The following is a 19,709-nucleotide window of genomic DNA, read 5'->3' as shown; positions in this document are numbered from 1 at the left end:
CCAATGAATTACTTATACGTTCAGCCTAACCGTGCGCTAACCCTCTGGCAACAAACCAATGACTGTTCAGATTTCCTCGACCGACATAACGCCGTCCAGGGATTTGATGGCACCTTTGATTTGCGGGTTGATGGGAAAGTTCTGCCCCAGATCCATCTCGACATCTCCGGGCAGACCCGGGTCAAGCAGGCAAAGCTGAATCGGCCCCTTTGAAGTCCCTTTGGCGGCATTGGCTGCATCTTCCAAAACCTTGGCAACCGTGGGCAGGACGCCAGCCTCGTCAACAAAGATACGCAATCCGGTGGCACCCGCTTCGGCCACAACCGAGTCCACTGGCCCTACTGACCGACCCAATAGTTTCAGCTGATCAGCTTCCATCGTCGCTTCGGCGGTCAGCACCACCTGCGCGCCAGTTTCCAGAAACTCGCGGCTTTTCTCCAGCGTCTCCGAAAACAAGGTGACCTCATAGGCCCCGGTGGGATCTGAAAGCTGAGCAAAAGCAAACCGGTTACCGCGTGCGGATTTACGCTCCTGCCTTCCGGCCACAACCCCGGCCATCTTGGCGATCAATGGGCCCGAGCGTGCCTTTTCCATCACCTCGTCCAGCGTCAGAACCTGCTTGCGCTTAAGCGCTGGCATATAGTCGTCCAGCGGGTGGCCCGAGAGATAAAAGCCGATAGCTTTGAATTCTTCGCTCAGACGTTCAGCAGGCAGCCAATCTGGTGATGGAGACAGCCGTGGTTCAGGCAGGTCATCGCCAGCTTCACCGAACAAGGATACCTGGTTCGAGTTCTTCTGATCATGGATTGCTGCCGAGTATTGGACGAGCGGATCAAGGCTTTCGAATACGCGGCGACGGTTTTTATCAAGCTCGTCAAAGGCCCCTGCCCGCGCCAACATCTCCAGCGGGCGTTTCCCGACTTTCTTCAAGTCAACCCGACGAGCGAAGTCGAACAGGTTCACAAAGGGCTTGTCACCGCGCCCTTCGACGACAAGGTTCATTGCCTCGACACCCACGTTCTTGAGAGCACCCAGCGCGTAGACCAGACGCCCATCGACCACATCGAATGTTGCAAGAGAGCGATTCACGCAGGGCGGCACATAGGGCAATTCCAGCCCTTTGCGGACTTCTTCGAAATAAACAGCCAGCTTATCGGTCAGGTGAATATCGCAGTTCATGACACCGGCCATGAACTCGACCGGATGGTTCGCCTTCAGCCAGCCGGTTTGATAGCTGACGACCGCGTAAGCCGCTGCGTGGGATTTGTTAAAGCCGTAGTTGGCAAACTTCTCGAGTAGGTCGAAGACCTCAGACGCCTTCTTGGCATCCACACCGTTTTCACCCGCACCCTTTTCGAATTTCGGGCGCTCGGCATCCATCGCCTCTTTGATCTTTTTACCCATCGCACGGCGCAGAAGGTCAGCGCCGCCGAGGCTATAGCCTGCCATGACCTGCGCGATCTGCATCACCTGTTCCTGGTAAACGATGATGCCTTGGGTTTCCTCAAGGATGTAGTCGATCAGCGGGTGGACGGATTCAATTTTCCGCAGCCCGTTCTTGACCTCGCAATAGGTCGGGATGTTTTCCATCGGGCCCGGACGGTACAGCGCCACGAGGGCCACGATATCCTCGATACAGGTAGGCTTCATGCGCTTGAGCGCATCCATCATACCCGAGGATTCCACCTGGAACACAGCTACTGTCTTGGCCGCCGAATAGAGTTTATACGTCGCCTCATCATCCAGTGGGATGGCGTTGATCTGGTTCTCTGCCCCTTCGGCGGGTTCATAAAGTTCAGTACCATCAGCGGCGATATGCAACGGGCGATCAGATTTGAAGATCAGATCCATCGCGTTCTGGATCACGGTCAGCGTCTTCAGGCCCAGAAAGTCGAACTTCACCAGCCCGGCTTGTTCGACCCACTTCATATTGAACTGGGTCGCAGGCATATCCGACCGCGGGTCCTGATACAGCGGCACCAGTGCATCAAGCGGTCGGTCCCCGATCACCACACCCGCCGCGTGGGTCGAGGCGTTCCGCAGCAAGCCTTCGACCTGCTGGCCGTAGGTCAGCAGCCGGTCCACGACCTCTTCGTTCCGGGCCTCTTCACGCAGGCGTGGTTCGTCCTTCAACGCCTTTTCGATGGAGACAGGTTTAACTCCCTCGACCGGGATCATCTTGGACAGGCGGTCGACCTGCCCGTACGGCATCTGCAAAACCCGCCCGATATCGCGCACGGCGGCCTTTGACAGCAACGCACCAAAGGTGATGATCTGCCCTACCTTGTCGCGCCCGTATTTCTGTTGAACATAGCGGATCACTTCTTCCCGGCGGTCCATGCAGAAGTCGATGTCGAAGTCCGGCATCGAGACACGTTCCGGGTTCAGGAAGCGTTCGAACAGCAACGAATACCGCAGCGGATCAAGGTCGGTGATCGTCAGCGCATAGGCCACCAGCGAGCCCGCACCCGAACCGCGCCCCGGCCCGACCGGGATATCCTCGTCCTTGGCCCATTGGATAAAGTCCGCAACGATCAGGAAGTAACCCGGGAACCCCATGCCTTCGATGATGTCGAGCTCGAAATCCAGCCGTTCCTGATACTCTTGGGGCGTCACCGCATGCGGAATAACGGCCAGACGTTTCTGCAGGCCTTCGTTGGCGATACGCCGCAGCTCGGCCACCTCATCATCTGCGAATTTCGGAAGGATCGGATCACGGCGATAAGCCATGAAGGCGCAGCGTTTGGCGATCTCGACCGTGTTCTCAATCGCTTCGGGCAGGTCGGCGAACAGGGTCACCATTTCTTGCTGCGACTTGAAATAGTGCTGCGCAGTCAGGCGACGGCGTCCTTCCTGCTGATCGACATAAGCGCCCTCGGAGATGCAGATCAGCGCATCATGCGCCTCATACATATCGGTGGTCGGAAAATAGACGTCATTGGTGGCAACCAACGGAAGGTTCTTGGCATAGGCCATCTCGACATGGCCACGCTCGGTCAGTCTTTCCGCTTCGGGCTGACCGTCCTCACCGGGATGTCGCTGTAGTTCTATGTACAAACGATCAGGGAACATCGCCGCCAGACGATCCACCAAAGCCTCAGCCGCCGGGCGCTGACCCTGCTGCAACAGCATGCCAACCGGACCATCCGGCCCACCGGTGAGACAGATCAGGCCATCCGATCGTTCTGAAAGCTCATCAAGTGTCACCTGCGGCAACTGCCCGCCCTTATCCACATAAAGGCAAGAGCTGAGCTTCATCAGGTTCTCATATCCAATCTCGGACTGCGCAAGCAGGACCAGCGGCGCTGGCGCTTTGGGCTTTTCCCCCGGTTGCGCCTGCACATAGGTCAGATCGACCTGACAGCCCATGATCGGTTGCACTCCGGCCCCGCTTGCCGTCACCGAAAACTCCAGCGCCGAGAACATACTGTTGGTGTCAGTTACCGCGACGGCGGGCATGTCCATCTTTTCACACAAGCCGGGCAGCTTTTTCAGCCGCACGGCGCCTTCCAAGAGGGAATATTCTGTGTGAACGCGGAGGTGAATGAATCGAGGAGTACTGCTCATAACCGCCACGCTAACTCAGTCGGACACGGGGCAAAAGCAGGAACCGTCGCTTTGGAATGCCTTAAAAATCAGCGTTGATTATTCGGGTTTTCCAGAAGGTGCTTCGGAGTTCAGCAGCAACCAAAGGCAAAAAGCGCTTTAGTTTCAATCATGTGCTTATTAAACGGACAGCACAATCACGCAACGTCAGTGACCAATGGTGTATCACATAGGTAGTTTTTCTTGCCAGACAACCTGCGCTGTTTCTAACATCTGACGGCAAGCTATTCGCCCGCTACTCTTTCTACGTCGCATCGAAGGAGAGCACCCAAGGGCGCAACCGGGTAAGGCGACGGGTTTCACTCATGAATATCACGTTTCTTCTGAACGGAGAGACTGTGGAGCTGGCGGATGTTGATCCGACGGCGACCTTGCTGGATTGGCTGCGCGAAGATCGCGGCCTGACCGGCACCAAGGAAGGCTGCAACGAAGGCGATTGCGGGGCCTGTACCGTCATGGTCACGGACGAGGGCGGACACAAGGCGCTGAATTCCTGTATCCTGTTCCTGCCTCAGCTACACGGCAAAGCGGTGCGCACCGTCGAAGGTGCCAGCGGACCGGATGGCGAGACGCATCCTGTTCAACAGGCCATGGTTGATCTGCACGGATCGCAATGTGGCTTCTGTACCCCCGGCTTCGTCATGTCGATGGTTGCAAGCCACACCAATGGTGCCAAGGATCACGATACGCAGCTTGCCGGAAACCTGTGCCGGTGCACGGGCTACGCACCGATCATCCGGGCGGCCGAGGCCGCCGAGGCCCAACCGGTCCCGGTTTGGGTTAAAGACAAGCCGGTAGCAACACGGGTGACATCGCCGATGCTGCCTGGATCAACGGATGAACTGGCGGCTGTTTATGCCAAGCATCCGGACGCTACACTGGTTGCCGGCGCAACAGATGTTGGGCTTTGGGTCACAAAGCAACTTCGGGATCTCGACCCAGTGATATTCCTGAACCGTTGCGATGATCTGAAAGAGATCACCATCACGGATGACGAAGTCCGCTTTGGTGCCATGGTCGACATGAACCGTATGGGCGAAGCGCTGACCAACCTGCATCCTTCCTACGCTGAAATGATCCGTCGTTACGCCAGTGTACAGGTACGCCACGCGGCCACGGTCGGTGGCAACATCGCTAACGGGTCGCCCATCGGAGACAACCCGCCCGCCCTGATTGCCTTGGGTGCAACGCTGCATCTGCGAAAGGGTGACGCGCGTCGGTCGATCCCGTTGGAAGAGTTCTTCATCGATTACGGCAAGCAAGACCGCGCGCCGGGCGAATTTGTGGAAGCGGTGAGCTTCCCACGCCAGGAGGATCGCCTTAAAGCCTACAAACTCAGCAAACGGTTCGACCAGGACATCTCGGCCGTTTGCGGGTGTTTCTGCATCACAGTAACGGATGGCATGGTCGCTGATGCGCGTATCGCGTTCGGCGGCATGGCCGGCATTCCAAAGCGCGCCTCAAATGTCGAAGCAGCGCTGAAGGGCAAACCCTGGACAAACGAAACCGTTCAATCCGCAATCCCAGCCTTCGGCAACGACTTCACGCCAATGACAGATATGCGCGCCTCGGCCAACTACCGGTTGGAGACCGCAAAAGCGATGCTCGAGAGGTACTTCCTCGAAGATCAGGGTGAAGTCACAAACGTTTTGGAGGTGTCGGCATGAGCGTGACTAAACCCCTCCCCCATGACGCGGCGCCGCTGCATGTCTCCGGCACTGCGCGCTATGTCGATGACATTCCAACACCAAAAGGCTCGCTGCATCTGGCCTTTGGCTTAAGCCCGATTGCCAAAGGCACGATTACGTCGATGGATCTGTCAGCCGTAAAAGCTGCCGATGGGGTCGTCATGGTCATGACCGCCGACGACCTGCCCTTTGCAAACGACGTCTCTCCGTCGATCCATGACGAGCCGCTGCTGTCAGATGGTTCGATTCACTACATCGGACAGCCCGTTTTCCTTGTGATCGCCACCAGCCATCTGGCCGCGCGCAAGGCTGCCCGGTTGGGTAACATCGAGTATGCCGAAGAAACCCCTATCCTGACGGTCGAGGAGGCGCTGGCCGCAGACAGCCGGTTTGAGGATGGCCCTCGCATCTATGCCAAAGGCGATGCTGATGCAGCTATTGCCGGTTCCGCGCGTGTCATCGAAGGCGCGTTCGAGATTGGCGGGCAGGAACATTTCTATCTGGAAGGACAGGCCGCACTGGCTGTGCCGTATGAGGGCGCGGATATGCTGGTGCATAGCTCGACCCAGCACCCGACCGAGATTCAGCACAAAGTGGCGGATGCACTGGGCGTTCCCATGCATGCCGTACGTGTCGAGACTCGTCGCATGGGCGGTGGTTTTGGCGGTAAGGAAAGTCAGGGCAACGCATTGGCTGTATCCTGTGCTGTGGCCGCCCGTGCCACAGGTAAGGCCTGCAAGATGCGCTATGACCGCGACGATGATATGATCATCACCGGCAAACGCCACGCCTTCCGCATCGCGTACAAGGCCGGGTTCGATGAGAACGGCCATATTCAGGGCGTATCCTTCCACCACTACGCGATCTGCGGTTGGGCGCAGGACCTGTCCCTACCCGTCGCGGACCGTGCAATGCTGCATTCGGACAACGCCTATCTGTTGCCGAATGCACGGATTGAAAGCCACCGGCTGAAAACCAACACCCAATCCGCCACCGCCTATCGTGGCTTTGGCGGCCCGCAGGGTATGGTTGGTATCGAACGCGTTATGGACCACGCGGCCTATGAATTGGGCATAGATCCGGTCGAGCTGCGCCGCCGGAATTACTATGAACCGGCACATACGGTTGCGGACAATGTGCCTACGGAAAAACCTCTGGGCCACCCCGATCCGCATGAGGACCTGACCAGCCGGGGCGCGGTCGAGATGGGAGACACGCCCGTACGCCCTCTGCCCGCAGGCGGCAACACCACGCCTTACGGTATGGAAGTTAGTGACTTCGAGCTGCACGGCATGACTGAAAAGCTGCTGAAAACCAGCGACTACGCATCACGCAAGGCAGCCATCGAGAAATGGAACGCCGAGAACAGAGTGATCAAGAAGGGGATCGCCTTTTCTCCGGTCAAGTTCGGAATTTCCTTCACGCTGACCCATCTGAACCAGGCGGGTGCGCTGGTGCATGTGTATCAAGACGGCTCTGTCCACCTGAACCATGGCGGCACTGAAATGGGTCAGGGCCTGTTCCAGAAGGTTGCGCAGGTTGCGGCCTCGCGCTTTGGCATTCCACTGGAGATGGTTAAGATCACCGCCACCGACACCGCCAAGGTGCCCAACACCTCGGCGACGGCGGCGTCTTCCGGCAGTGACCTGAACGGAATGGCGGTAAAAGCAGCCTGCGACACGATCCGCGACCGCATGGCCGATTATCTGGCCGAACGGCATCAGGCCGACCCATCCGCGGTCACCTTCTCGGATGGACATGTCGCGATCGGAGAGGAACGCTATACCTTCGCCGAAGCTGCCGCGCTGGCCTATCAGGGCCGCATCAGCCTGTCGGCTACGGGATTCTACAAAACGCCCAAGATCGAGTGGGACCGAATCAAGGGCCGTGGCCGTCCGTTCTTTTACTTCGCCTATGGTGCATCTGTTACCGAGGTCGCAGTCGATACGCTGACCGGTGAGAACCGCATCCTGCGCACCGACATCCTGCATGATGCAGGCGCGTCGCTGAACCCTGCGTTGGATGTCGGACAAGTTGAAGGTGGATACGTCCAGGGCGCAGGCTGGCTCACGACTGAGGAATTGGTCTGGGACGATAAAGGAAACCTGCGCACCCATGCGCCGTCGACCTACAAGATCCCGGCCTGCTCAGACCGTCCGGACATCTTCAATGTCGCCTTGTGGGACGGTCAAAACCGCGAGGACACAATCTATCGCTCAAAGGCGGTGGGAGAGCCGCCGTTCATGCTGGGTATCTCTGCCTGGCTGGCACTGTCGAATGCGGTGGCAGCTTGCGGAGACAGTTATCCGTCACTGGATGCACCCGCCACGGCCGAAGAGGTCTGGCACGGTGTCCAAAGGATGAAGGGAGGCATCTGATGGGATTTGATCGAGAGGCTTTGAGGGAGGCGGTCAAAACCCACGGCAAAGTGGTCCGGGTGGTCATCGCCGGGATCAAGGGGTCATCCCCTCGCGAAGTCGGTGCCGCGATGCTTGTTTGGGAGGACGGGCAATCAGGTACCATCGGCGGAGGTACCCTGGAGTTTCAGGCGGCCGAAGCGGCACGGTCCCAGACAGCGCCTGCGCGCCAGACACACCACGCGCTTGGCCCGGATATGGGTCAGTGCTGCGGCGGGGCTGTAACCCTGCTTAGCGAAATCTTTGACCTTGAGGCGGTAGAACAGCTGAATGACACGATCATCGCGCGCTCGGCCTCGGGCGGTGAAATGCCACTGTCGGTCAAACGCTTGCTGGCACAGGCCCGCGGTCAGGGTGTAAAACCCGACCCGCAGCTGATTGACGGATGGATGATCGAGCCGGTTCACGAACCCACGCGCAATCTTTGGATCTGGGGCGCGGGTCATGTCGGCCGGGCTCTGGTCGATGTCCTATCGCCCCTGCCCGATCTGGCAATTACCTGGGTTGATACCGGGCCAGAACGCTTTCCGGATGAGGTGCCGAACGGTGTGACCATTGTTCCGGCGGCCAAACCGGCCGAGCTGGTCCGTCATGCACCGCGCGATGCCGAGCATCTTGTGCTTACTTATTCACACAATTTGGACCTGGAACTGTGCAACAGGCTGCTTTTGCATGATTTCCGCTTTGCTGGCCTGATCGGCTCGGCTACGAAATGGGCGCGATTCCGGTCGCGGCTGGCCGCATTGGGGCATACGCCCGAACGGATTGGCCGGATCACCTGCCCAATCGGGGACCCGTCCCTGGGCAAACACCCGCAGATGATCGCAGTTGGTGTCGCGGCGCAAATCCTGCGCCCTGCCCGGCAGATTGAATTGAAGAAGGACCTGAGCGCGTGACCACTCCACTCCTAAGCTTGCAAGGGCTGACCAAAGCCTATCCCGGCGTCGTGGCCAATGATCAGGTGTCTTTTGACATCGGTGAAGGCGAAGTTCACGCCCTGCTGGGCGAAAACGGTGCCGGCAAATCCACACTGGTGAAGATGATCTACGGGCTGGTGAAACCCGACAGCGGTACAATGTTGTTGCGCGGCCAACCTTTTGCGCCCCCCGAACCGCGCGCGGCGCGGGCCGACGGGATTGCGATGGTATTCCAGCACTTCTCGCTGTTCGACGCGCTGAACGTGGCCGAGAACATTGCCTTGGGGATGGAGAACCCTCCGGCCATGGGCGATCTGGCCGCGCGTATCCGCGAAGTTTCGGAAACTTATGGCCTGCCACTGGATCCTTACCGCACCGTCGGTGACCTGTCTGCAGGTGAGCGCCAGCGGGTCGAGATCATTCGCTGTCTGCTGCAGGATCCCAAGCTGCTGATCATGGACGAACCGACCTCGGTTCTGACACCACAAGAGGTCGAAATCCTGTTTGAGACACTGAATAAACTGCGGTCCGAAGGTACGTCGATCCTCTATATTTCGCACAAGCTTGAGGAAATACGTACGCTTTGCGACCACGCCACGATCCTGCGTCTGGGCAAGAACGTTGGCGAATGTGTTCCGAGTGAAACATCGGCCCGTGACATGGCCGAAATGATGGTGGGTTCGACCCTTCAGACCCCCGAGCGTTCAGGGCGCGAGTTTGGCGACGTTGCACTGGATGTCAGTGGGTTGTCGGTTCCTTCGCCTTCTGAGTTCGGGACCGCGCTGAGAAACGTTCACATGACAGTTCGCAAGGGTGAGGTTCTTGGCATCGGTGGTGTCGCCGGCAACGGACAGGATGAGTTGCTGGGCGTATTGTCGGGTGAGATTCAAACCACTGCCGACGCGATCAAGTTCAACGGGCAGGCGATTGGTAAATTGGGGCCCACGGCCCGCCGCAAGCTTGGTGTTCTGACCGCGCCGGAAGAAAGGCTGGGCCACGCTGCTGCGCCGGACATGAGCCTCACTGAAAATGCCTTATTGACGGGCTCAGTGCGGGAAGGGCTGGAAAGCAAAGGGTTTCTGAAATGGGCCGAAACCCAGAATTTTGCTGAGAAAATCATCGAGGCCTTTGACGTTCGGACACCCGGACCTGAGAATGCGGCGAGGTCGCTGTCGGGTGGAAACCTGCAGAAATTCGTGATTGGTCGAGAGGTGCTGCAAGACCCCGATGTGCTTGTTGTGAACCAGCCGACATGGGGCGTGGACGCCGCCGCTGCTGCCGCAATCCGGCAGGCCATTCTGGATCTGGCCGCAAAAGGTACTGCGGTCATCTGCATCTCTCAGGATCTCGACGAGCTTATGGAGATTTCGGACAGCTTTGCTGCCCTGAACGAAGGCCGGCTGAGCGCTCCGCGGCCCACGACCGGCCTGACGGTAGACGAAATCGGCCTGATGATGGGCGGCGCACATGGCATGGAGGTGGCCCATGTGTAAGCCAGGAAAAACACTCAAAAAGAATTTAAAAACGGGGGGATGAGCAGATGATTGTGTTGGAGAAACGGCCTCAGCCGTCCAAGGCGTGGTCCTATGCGACCCCTTTGGTAGCGGTACTGGCGACGATGGTGTTTGGTGGGCTTTTGTTTGCCATTCTGGGTAAAAACCCATTGCAAGCCATCGGAACCATTTTTTGGGAACCTCTCTTTGGTGAGTTTGCCTTTTATTATCGCCCGCAGCTGTTGGTGAAAGGTGCGCCACTGGTGCTTATCGCCATCGGTCTATCGCTGGGCTTTCGTGCGGGCATCTGGAATATCGGGGCCGAGGGCCAGTACATCATGGGCGCCATCTTTGGCGCGGGTGCCGGTCTGGCATTCTACCCTCTGGATGCTTTCTATATCTTCCCGATTATGGTGATAGCCGGTGCGTTTGGCGGCTGGCTTTGGGCGATGATCCCGGCCTTTCTGAAGGTCCGGTTCGGGACCAACGAAATCCTCGTGTCCCTTATGCTGGTTTATGTGGCCGAGCAGATGCTGGCCTCGGTTTCGCTGGGCCTACTTAAGAACCCCGAAGGGTTCGGCTTTCCCGGTTCGCGCAACCTGCAATCCTATGAAAGCGCTTATAATGCTGAGTTGATCGCCGGGTCGGGAATGCACTGGGGCGTCGTGACCGCTCTGATCGCAGTGATCTTTGCCTATGTCCTGTTGAACCGGCACATGCTGGGCTTTCACATCCGACTGACGGGTGAAGCGCCTCGCGCCGCGAAATTCGCCGGTGTGAACCCTGCCCGGCTGATCCTGTTCTGTTTAGGTCTGTCCGGCGCTCTGGCCGGTCTGGCGGGGATGTTCGAAGTCTCCGGCCCCTCGGGCGTCGTCAGCATCGACTTTAATGTCGGCTATGGCTTTACGGCGATCATCGTGGCCTTTCTGGGCCGCTTGCATCCTGTGGGCATTCTGCTGGCCGGTGGCCTGATGGCCCTGACCTATATCGGTGGCGAGATCGCGCAGTCTCAGCTGGGCCTGCCTGCCGCGGCCATTCAGGTGTTTCAGGGAATGCTGCTGTTCTTCCTGCTGGCATTCGATCTTTTGACAAACTACCGCATTCGTGCGGCCCGTAGCGAGGTGGCGTGACCCATGGACCTAGGTGAAATCAATCCCGTACTCTTGGTCGCTTCGCTGATGGTGGCCGCGACCCCCCTGCTGCTGGCCGCGATCGGAGAATTAGTCGTTGAGAAAGCAGGTGTTCTTAACCTCGGCGTCGAAGGCATGATGATTGTAGGTGCAATCAGCGGCTTTGCGATCTCCGTCGAAACAGGCTCACCCTGGCTGGGTTTTGTTGCTGCAGCCATTGGAGGCGCGGTACTGTCCCTGTTGTTTGTACTGCTGACGCAGGTCGCTCTCGCCAACCAAGTGGCAAGTGGACTTGCGCTGACCTTGTTTGGCCTCGGCTTCAGCGCCCTTCTGGGGCAAAGCTATGTGGGCATCAAACCACCCAGCATGGGTGATATCCACATCCCGCTGATCAGCGATATTCCTGTCATAGGCCCGATCCTGTTCCAGCATGATCCTATCCTCTATGTCGGCATTGCTCTGACAGCGGCAGTCTGGGCCGTACTCAAGTACACACGCGTCGGACTGATCCTGCGCGCGGTTGGTGAAAACCACGATGCGGCGCATGCCTTGGGCTACAAGGTCATCAAGATCCGTATCATGGCGATCCTGTTCGGCGGTGCCTGCGCGGGCCTCGGCGGAGCTTACATCAGCCTGATCCGAGTACCGCAGTGGACCGAGGGCATGACCGCCGGGGTTGGCTGGATCGCGTTAGCGTTGGTGGTGTTCGCCAGCTGGAAACCTTGGCGCGCATTGCTTGGTGCTTATTTGTTTGGCGGAATCACGGTGTTGCAGCTTAATCTGCAGGCAGCAGGCGTTGCCATTCCCGTCGAGTATCTGGCAATGTCGCCCTATATCATCACGATCCTTGTGCTTGTGATCCTTTCGGCCGACAAGAGCAGCGCACCTGCCTCACTGGGCCGGACCTTCCATGCCTCGCACTAGATGGGGCCAACTGAACCAACTTGGGGAGTAACTACATGAAATTCACATCACTTCTGACAAGTGCCGCAATGGCGCTGGGTCTGGCGACAGGCGCCATGGCCGAAGACAAAACCAAAGTCGGTTTCGTTTATGTCGGCCCGGTGGGCGACGGCGGCTGGACCTATGAGCACAACAAAGGCCGTCTGGCGGTCGAAGAGCACTTTGGCGACAAGGTCGAAACCGTATTCGTTGAATCTGTGCCTGAAGGGCCGGATGCGGAACGCGTGATGACCCAGATGGCGCTGGAAGGTGCGGATCTGATCTTCACCACCTCGTTCGGCTATATGGACCCGACCATCAACGTGGCCAAGAAATTCCCGGACGTGAAGTTCGAGCACGCCACTGGCTATAAAACTGCCGATAACGTTTCGGTCTACTCGGCACGCTTCTACGAAGGTCGCGCCGTTCAGGGCCACATCGCGGGTAACATGACGAAGTCGAACATCATCGGTTATATCGGTTCCTATCCGATCCCCGAAGTGATCCGCGGCATCAACTCGGCCTATGTTCACGCCAAGAAGGTAAACCCGGATGTCGAGTTCAAGATTGTCTGGGCCTACACTTGGTTCGACCCGGCGAAAGAGGCTGACGCCGCCACCGTTCTGATCGAACAGGGTGCGGACGTGATCCTGCAGCACACTGACTCGACCGCACCGCAAGCGGCTGCGCAAGAGGCAGGAAACGTTGTCACCTTTGGCCAGGCTTCGGACATGAGCGAATACGCGCCGTTCCCGCGCGTATCTTCGATCATTGACGATTGGGCTCCCTACTACATTGCACGGACCCAGGCTGTAATGGACGGAACATGGGAAAGCGCCAACACATGGGATGGTATCCGGGAAGGCATGGTCGCAATCGGTGAGATCTCGGACGCTGTTCCGGCCGATGTTAAAGAAGAAGCTCTGGCCTTGAAGGCTGCCATGGCAGCGGGTGAATACCACCCCTTCACCGGCCCGCTGAAGAAGCAGGACGGAAGCGACTGGCTGGCCGAAGGCGAGACCGCCGATGACGGTACGCTGGCAGGTATGAACTTCTATGTTGAAGGGCTGGAAGGCGAAATCCCGCAGTAAGCTCTAGCAAATAGCAAATGAGGGGCTGGCCATTTGGCTGGCCCTTTTTCGTTTGGCGAGAATATACGCAGTGCCTGCTATCGTTACGATTTCCTTGACGAATGGCCGTGCAATCGAACTGATGTATGAACCAGTGGTTTCATCAAGACGGTATTATAGTGGCTGACACTCAGGGAAACACGCGTTGGTGGTTACTTGCTGCGATGGGGGCCATTCTGGGCGTGATCCTGTTGGACGAAACAGTGATCAGCGTGGCACTGCCGACAATCCAAAAAGATCTGGGCCTGAGTCGGCTTCAATCTCATTGGACCGTCAACATATATCTTCTGGTTCTGGCTTGCTTTGCCGGGGCTGCCGGGCGGCTCGGCGATATTCTCGGTGCACGCTGGTTGCTGAGCGCCGGTCTTTTGATCTTTGGGCTGGCCTCCGCTGCAGGTGGCTTTTCTGAAAGCGGGCTGGATTTACTGCTGGCGCGTGCAATCCAGGGTCTGGGCGCAGCGCTCATATTTCCGTTGTCCCTGCTGATATTGATACGTTCATTCGAAGAACATGAACGCGGTCTTGCACTAGGTCTGTATGGGGCGATTGGAACCATATTCCTGTCGATGGGTCCGCTGATTGGCGGTGTATTGACAGAGTACATTTCGTGGCGATGGATATTCTGGGTCAACCCACCGATCGTTCTGATCGTGGCCGCGATAGCCTTGGCCTGTTGGAGAGATCCTGCACAGTTGCCAGAGCCGGCATTTGATTGGAAAGGTTTCCTTTTATTGGTCGTTGGTCTGGCCTCTATCGTTTTTGGCATAATGGAAGGCCCGGACCGTGGATGGGCGCAACCCGAAGTCATTATTGCGTTAGTCTCGGGGCTTCTTCTCTTAACTCTTTTCGTACCGATCGAGCGCTCGGCGCCTAACCCGTTGATCGCGGTGTCCCTGTTTACCAACCCAAGTTTTGCATCGGCGAACATGATCGTATTCACTGCCCAATTCGTGAAGATCGTGATGTTTGTGTTCGGCGCTCTCTACTTTCAATCAAAGCTTGGGTTTTCGCCACTCGCCGCAGGTGCGGCACTGTTGCCGGTCGCAATTCCGCAGGTGTTCATCGCACCACTGGCGGGAAAGATTGCGGATCGCTTTGGAGCAAGAACACCCTCACTGATCGGCGTCGGCTGCGGAACTATCGGAGTTGCACTGGTCGCCTTAGGTATGCGGGTCGGGAACAGCCAAATGATCATGGCGGCATTTCTGATCTGGGGATGCTGCGCCCCTTTTCTGTTCGTTCCACCCCGGCGGGCTGTCATGATGTCAGTTCCAGTCGCACTGCATGGTCAGGCCAGTGGGATATCCATGACGTTCCAATTGCTCGGCGGAACAGTCGGGATGGCACTGGCAAGCACAACCTTTGCCATCACCAGCTCATTTCCAATGGTGTTTTGGCTGATCGCCATTTTCGCTGGCTGTGTTTTTGCCTACTCTTACGCTTCGTTGGAGAGGAAGCCTGTTAAAGCTTCCTCTGAAAAACCCGAGTAAGTCATAGCGGGTAAACGAATTAAGCTATTCGCATCAGTGGCCGCTCAGAACCAGCGTGTTGACCGGCATCAGGATCAAACGAAGGCGCAATCCGGCAGCGTGAACCACGCCGATCGTGTCGACCACATGCAGGAATGCCTTTTCCCAGAACCCGAGATTCTCATCCTCAAGCTTTTCATGGTTGTCAGTGTAGACGTTGGCCAGACAATTACTTCCGGGTGGAATGTCGTCTGCCATGCCTTTGTAGAGTGGCTCGAGATAGACCAAAATCGATCCAGGATTTTTGTTGACCTGAACATCCCGCAATTCATCACTGGGTCGAATTTGACCAGACGGGATGACATCCTGCACTTCGACCACCACGACCGGAATGACGGTGAACGGTTTGGTCATACAACCCAATTCACCAATCATACCTGGCTTGATAACTTGCGCAGACAGCTGCGTGAATGCAGCCTGAAACCGGTCGTGGCCGGAGGATGACGGCACAAGAATGCCCGCAGGGCGCAGCAGCGGGCTGACATAGTCCCCAACTTGAAGGCCGAACTGCTCAATCCGTCCGGTTACTCCCGCACTGATCACGGTTTTGTCGAGTTCGGTCAGGGCTGCATCCAGCTTTGCATTGGCGCTGGCCAGTTGTGCGGGGATCAGTTCTTCGATCTGTTGAATGACTGCTGCCCTTCGGGATTGTGCTGCTACCACCTGAGCTTCGCGCTCTTCGACCAGATTTTCGAGACGCTCAATCTCGGCCAATCGTACGGCGCTGGAGCCTTCATCTCGCAAAGTCGTATTGCGTTCTAAATCCTCCAGGGACTGATCCAGCGCTGCGCGTGCACCGGCAATCCCGGCCTCAGCCTCTGCCAGATCAGTCTGAGCAACCTTCAGCGATGCCTGAACCTGCGCGATCTGAGCATGTGCGGCTTCGACCTGTGCTGTCTGAGTGAAATCCTCAATGCGGAATATCGGTTGACCTGCAACAACCTGCTCGTTGTTTTGAACATAGATTTCCGAAACGCGGCCACCCAGTTGCGGCAGAATGGTAACCGTGCGGAAGTATGAGGCAGCGGTTTTGCTGGATGGATGGAAGTAGAACAGCGTGGTGATTACGGTCAGCGCGAGGATCGCGCAGGTCGTCAACCCCCAACGCAGCTCGTACCACATAGTAAACAGCGTGATCTCATGCCCGATTCGTTTGCCCTGCACAAACCGGCGGAACAGATAGTCAGGCAGAACCGTGACCAGCGCGCACATCAGTGTTTCAAGCATATCTTACTGCTCCTGCGGTGCGGCTTGGACGGTTTCAGGATTGATTTCGGACGGCTCCTCTGCAACCGGGGGCTGCGTGTTCTCGGGTGCCAGAGAACGGATGGAATCCGCTATTGCACGCAAAGGCGCGGCAAAATCAGGAAATTGGAACCCGGCCACCAGAATGGCCGCCACCCAAAACAGCCCGTTGTGGGTGAACAAAGCCAACAATGCCAGAATACCCACCAACTGAAACTGTGGGTGGTTGGATTCATGCGCGATTTTTTCCGGGATCGAATGGAGAGTGAAGTAGGCGACACCGATCAACACAATCACGACAATTGTAAAAACAACCATGAACGTAAAAAGAAAATCGCTTCCGTCCGCCTGGGTCACATAGGACGGAATATGTCCTGTGGCCATCGGGTGTAATTCCGCGGTATTCACCCTACCCTCCTGTTTCTGTTTGATACTCTTTGGATGGGTTGATGCATAAATTCAAGCCTGCTTAAAGTTTGGCCAGACACTTTGACAAATCCTCAACGGAATCCCCAATCTCATTAAGGCGCGCGAATGACCTCTATTCTTACTTCTCTTGATGGAACCGCAGTAAGCCGATTTGCCTTTGGCACAATGCAATTTGGCGGCCGTGCCGATGCAGCGCAAAGCAACGCGATGTATGATGCATGTCGCACAGCGGGTATCACCCATTTTGATACAGCACATGTCTATACCGACGGCGTATCCGAGACGCTGTTGGGCAGTATGGTTGCCAATGAAAGAGAGGCGCTGCTGATTGCCACCAAAGCAGGCTACAGCGGTGGTGCAGGCGCTGAGAACATCGAGAAGCAGTTCGATATCTCGCGCAAACGGCTGGATCAGGACATGGTCGACCTGCTTTATCTTCATCGGTTCGATCCTGACACTGATCTATCAGAAACCATGTCTTGCTTTGCCCGACTAAAGCAGGAGGGCAAAATCCGTTACGTTGGCCTGTCAAATTTCGCTGCGTGGCAGGTGATGAAAGCTGTCCGAGTTGCGGCCGAGTTTGATCTGACAATTGATGTGCTGCAGCCCATGTACAATCTGGTCAAGCGCCAGGCAGAGGTTGAAATCCTGCCGATGTGTTCAGATCAAAGTATCGCGGTCGCAGCCTATTCGCCCCTTGGCGGCGGTTTGCTGACCGGAAAATATGCAGCTGGTGGTCAAGGGCGGCTGGCCGAGGATAACCGATATGCGGCCCGATACGGGGCCGACTGGATGTCTGAAACTGCTGAAGCATTGCGCGATCTGGCAAGCGAGGTCGGCCAGGACCCCGCGACCTTGGCTGTTGCATGGGTTGCGGCGAGCCCATTTGAGCCAATGCCAATCATTTCGGCGAGAAATACTGAGCAACTCGCTCCATCTCTGGCCGCATTGAACTGGAAAATGCCCGAGGAACTGTACGATCGGATCACAGCCCTCAGCCTTACTCCACCACCTGCAACCGACCGCTTAGAAGAGCAATCATGATTGATTTCCTAGTTATCGGGGGTGGCATCGCCGGCCTAAGTGCTGGCGCACGCTTGTCAGCGCATGGATCAGTTACGGTGCTCGAGGCGGAAGACGCACTTGGGTACCATGCATCCGGACGCTCGGCTGCATTGTTCGAAGAAGGGTATGGACCGCCATCGGTTGTTGAGCTGAACAAAGCCAGTGCAGAGTTCTTTTTCTCCGGCGACTATCTGACACCACGCGGTCTTATGCTGGTCGGAGGGAAAGATCAAAAGGATCAGTTCTCCGACGATGTGGCCAGTTTGCGCATGCGGGAAATCCCCCTTCAGGATGCCTTGTCGCGTATACCCATCCTGAATATGGAAACCGTAGGTTACGCTGCAATCAGCGAAGGTGCCTTTGACATCGACACTGATCGCGTGCTGCAGGATTTTGCACGTACCATTCGCCACAATGGTGGTAGCGTTCTCACGCGTCAAAAGGTCATCGGCATCCAAAAAGATGAGCTGTGGCATGTAGAGGCTCATCAGAGTTTTGAGGCACGGAACATTGTTAATGCCGCTGGTGCGTGGGTCGACGAAATCGCGAACATGGCAGGCATACCGCCGATTGGAATTATCCCCTGTCGCAGGTCAATGGCCCGTATACCCGCGCCCGGTGGGCTCGATGTCGGCGGTTGGCCAATGATGCTGGGTGTCGGGGAAACATGGTACGCCAAACCAGATGCTGGAAAACTGTTGGTGTCCCCTGCCGAGGCGGAACCCGTCGCGCCACAAGATGCATACGCGGATGACATGGTTCTGGCCGAAGGATTGGCCCGCTACGAAGAGATGGTCACAGAACCCGTTACCCGGGTCGAGGTCAATTGGGCCGGCCTGCGCAGCTTTTCCCCGGACGGGACCTTGGTATTGGGGCCAGATCCTGCTGATCCCTCGTTTATCTGGTCTGCAGGTCAGGGCGGGTATGGATTTCAAACAGCCCCTGCCGCGTCGAAGCTAGTAGCTGATCTGACGATCGGAGCGGAACCGGATCTGCCCGCCCAGACTATTGCCGAGCTGAGCCCAGAAAGGTTGCGCCAATGATCAAACGACAGCTTCCACCCAATGCAAGTGTGGCTAGCGAAGACACAGAGGGTCGGCTTGTCGCCCCAGCAGCAAGCCGCAATACCCAAGCAATTTGCGATTTGCTGCAACTCGTTGCGCCACCTTCTGGCACCGCGTTGGAGCTCGCCAGTGGTACTGGCCAACATGTCGCAAGTTTTGCCAGGTGCTTGCCAGACCTGCGGTGGCAACCCAGCGAAATCGACCCCCAACGCCGGGCCAGCATCGATGCCTATACCGCTGCTTTGCCGAACGTTTCGACCGCAGTGGAGCTGAATGCGACCGCATTGGGGTGGCATAGAGATTTTGGTAAAAAGGACCTGATCATTCTGATCAACCTTCTGCACCTTATCAGTCGGCCCGAGACTGAAGCACTGATCGCTGAAGCCGCTCGGTCCCTTAATGTGGCTGGTCGCTTTGTTCTTTACGGGCCGTTTATGCGCTCTGGCGAGTTGAGCAGCGACGGGGACAAACGGTTTCACGAAGCCCTCACTCAGCAAGACCCGGAAATCGGCTACAAAGATGACAGTGAAATTCTTGAGCTACTGCGAGCCAATGGCCTGAAACTGATCCAAATCACTGAAATGCCTGCCAACAATCTGGCATTCGTTTTTGAAAAGCCGGGCATCTGATCGAGATCAAAGTCAGCTCGGTCACCCTAAAACATATTCCATTTACATTATGTTTTGAAAGGGCCGCAGAATGAACTGGCAGGATAAACTCTCGGACACGCGTAAAGGGCTGCGCAATCTCAATGGCGCCATACCCGACACCGCACGTGCGTTTGGGGCGCTCGGCAAATCAGTCAAAGAAGGCGGAGCACTGGATTACAAAACCAAGGAGTTCATTGCTCTGGGCATGTCGATTGCCGTTCGCTGCGAGCCTTGCATTTCACTTCACACTGAAGCGTTGATCAAAGCGGGGGCTGCACGCGATGAATTCTCGGATGTGCTGGCCATGGCCGTTCAAATGGGAGGTGGCCCGTCGATGATGTACGCTGCTAAGGCGCTGGAATGCTACGATGAATTGACCGCTTAGCAGGCTTTTGAAGAAAAGG

Annotated in this window: 15 protein-coding genes; 12 read left to right on the top strand and 3 right to left on the bottom strand. The window is 57.0% G+C overall.

What is annotated here, in order from left to right; genetic code table 11:
- Positions 1-66: 66 nt before the first annotated feature.
- A complete protein-coding gene (gene dnaE, locus E1297_RS39720) occupies positions 67-3,567 on the bottom strand; it encodes a DNA polymerase III subunit alpha (RefSeq protein WP_155148080.1) in 3,501 nt (1,166 codons plus the stop codon).
- A gap of 344 nt (positions 3,568-3,911) precedes the next feature.
- Between dnaE and xdhA the strand changes: the two genes are divergently transcribed.
- The 8 genes from xdhA to E1297_RS39680 all read left to right on the top strand — a co-directional run bounded on the left by xdhA (position 3,912) and on the right by E1297_RS39680 (position 14,813).
- On the top strand, positions 3,912-5,273 hold the full coding sequence (gene xdhA / locus E1297_RS39715; RefSeq protein ID WP_155148077.1) for a xanthine dehydrogenase small subunit: 1,362 nt from the start codon (positions 3,912-3,914) through the stop codon (positions 5,271-5,273).
- Positions 5,270-7,672 (top strand): xanthine dehydrogenase molybdopterin binding subunit, encoded by a 2,403-nt coding sequence (gene xdhB / locus E1297_RS39710; RefSeq protein WP_155148074.1) that lies wholly within the window; start codon positions 5,270-5,272, stop codon positions 7,670-7,672. The genes xdhA and xdhB overlap by 4 nt, the downstream gene beginning before the upstream one ends.
- Positions 7,672-8,607 (top strand): xanthine dehydrogenase accessory protein XdhC, encoded by a 936-nt coding sequence (gene xdhC, locus E1297_RS39705; protein ID WP_155148072.1) that lies wholly within the window; start codon positions 7,672-7,674, stop codon positions 8,605-8,607. The genes xdhB and xdhC overlap by 1 nt, the downstream gene beginning before the upstream one ends.
- On the top strand, positions 8,604-10,121 hold the full coding sequence (locus E1297_RS39700; RefSeq protein ID WP_368669821.1) for an ABC transporter ATP-binding protein: 1,518 nt from the start codon (positions 8,604-8,606) through the stop codon (positions 10,119-10,121). The genes xdhC and E1297_RS39700 overlap by 4 nt, the downstream gene beginning before the upstream one ends.
- Positions 10,122-10,168: 47 nt before the next feature.
- The gene (locus E1297_RS39695; RefSeq protein ID WP_155148070.1) at positions 10,169-11,251 is read left to right on the top strand and encodes an ABC transporter permease; all 1,083 of its coding nucleotides are present in this window, start codon (positions 10,169-10,171) and stop codon (positions 11,249-11,251) included.
- A 3-nt stretch (positions 11,252-11,254) separates the two neighbouring features.
- On the top strand, positions 11,255-12,175 hold the full coding sequence (locus tag E1297_RS39690) for an ABC transporter permease (protein WP_155148068.1): 921 nt from the start codon (positions 11,255-11,257) through the stop codon (positions 12,173-12,175).
- Positions 12,176-12,210: 35 nt separating this feature from the next.
- Positions 12,211-13,284: a BMP family ABC transporter substrate-binding protein gene (locus tag E1297_RS39685; protein ID WP_155148066.1), complete on the top strand. Its 1,074-nt coding sequence runs from the start codon at positions 12,211-12,213 to the stop codon at positions 13,282-13,284.
- A 158-nt stretch (positions 13,285-13,442) separates the two neighbouring features.
- Entirely contained in the window at positions 13,443-14,813 is a 1,371-nt protein-coding gene (locus E1297_RS39680; RefSeq protein WP_196223518.1) for an MFS transporter, read from the top strand.
- 33 nt (positions 14,814-14,846) lie between these two features.
- Here E1297_RS39680 and E1297_RS39675 read toward each other — a convergent pair whose 3' ends face one another.
- Together E1297_RS39675 and E1297_RS39670 are read right to left on the bottom strand one after the other, a co-directional pair.
- Entirely contained in the window at positions 14,847-16,079 is a 1,233-nt protein-coding gene (locus tag E1297_RS39675) for an HlyD family secretion protein (protein ID WP_155148061.1), read from the bottom strand.
- A 3-nt stretch (positions 16,080-16,082) separates the two neighbouring features.
- Entirely contained in the window at positions 16,083-16,505 is a 423-nt protein-coding gene (locus E1297_RS39670; protein WP_209016278.1) for a hypothetical protein, read from the bottom strand.
- A gap of 126 nt (positions 16,506-16,631) precedes the next feature.
- Between E1297_RS39670 and E1297_RS39665 the strand changes: the two genes are divergently transcribed.
- The 4 genes from E1297_RS39665 to E1297_RS39650 all read left to right on the top strand — a co-directional run bounded on the left by E1297_RS39665 (position 16,632) and on the right by E1297_RS39650 (position 19,690).
- Positions 16,632-17,570: an aldo/keto reductase gene (locus tag E1297_RS39665; RefSeq protein ID WP_155148059.1), complete on the top strand. Its 939-nt coding sequence runs from the start codon at positions 16,632-16,634 to the stop codon at positions 17,568-17,570.
- Positions 17,567-18,634: an FAD-binding oxidoreductase gene (locus E1297_RS39660; protein WP_155148057.1), complete on the top strand. Its 1,068-nt coding sequence runs from the start codon at positions 17,567-17,569 to the stop codon at positions 18,632-18,634. The genes E1297_RS39665 and E1297_RS39660 overlap by 4 nt, the downstream gene beginning before the upstream one ends.
- Positions 18,631-19,284: a DUF938 domain-containing protein gene (locus E1297_RS39655; RefSeq protein WP_155148056.1), complete on the top strand. Its 654-nt coding sequence runs from the start codon at positions 18,631-18,633 to the stop codon at positions 19,282-19,284. Before E1297_RS39660 ends, E1297_RS39655 begins: the two co-directional genes overlap by 4 nt.
- A gap of 70 nt (positions 19,285-19,354) precedes the next feature.
- Complete coding sequence (locus E1297_RS39650; protein ID WP_155148054.1) at positions 19,355-19,690, top strand: carboxymuconolactone decarboxylase family protein; 336 nt, start codon at positions 19,355-19,357, stop codon at positions 19,688-19,690.
- Positions 19,691-19,709: the final 19 nt, after the last annotated feature.

The sequence above is a fragment of the Roseibium sp. RKSG952 genome (assembly GCF_009711355.1).
The sequence above is the reverse complement of the archived record's forward strand: the minus strand, read 5'-3'. Positions and strand labels throughout refer to the sequence as shown.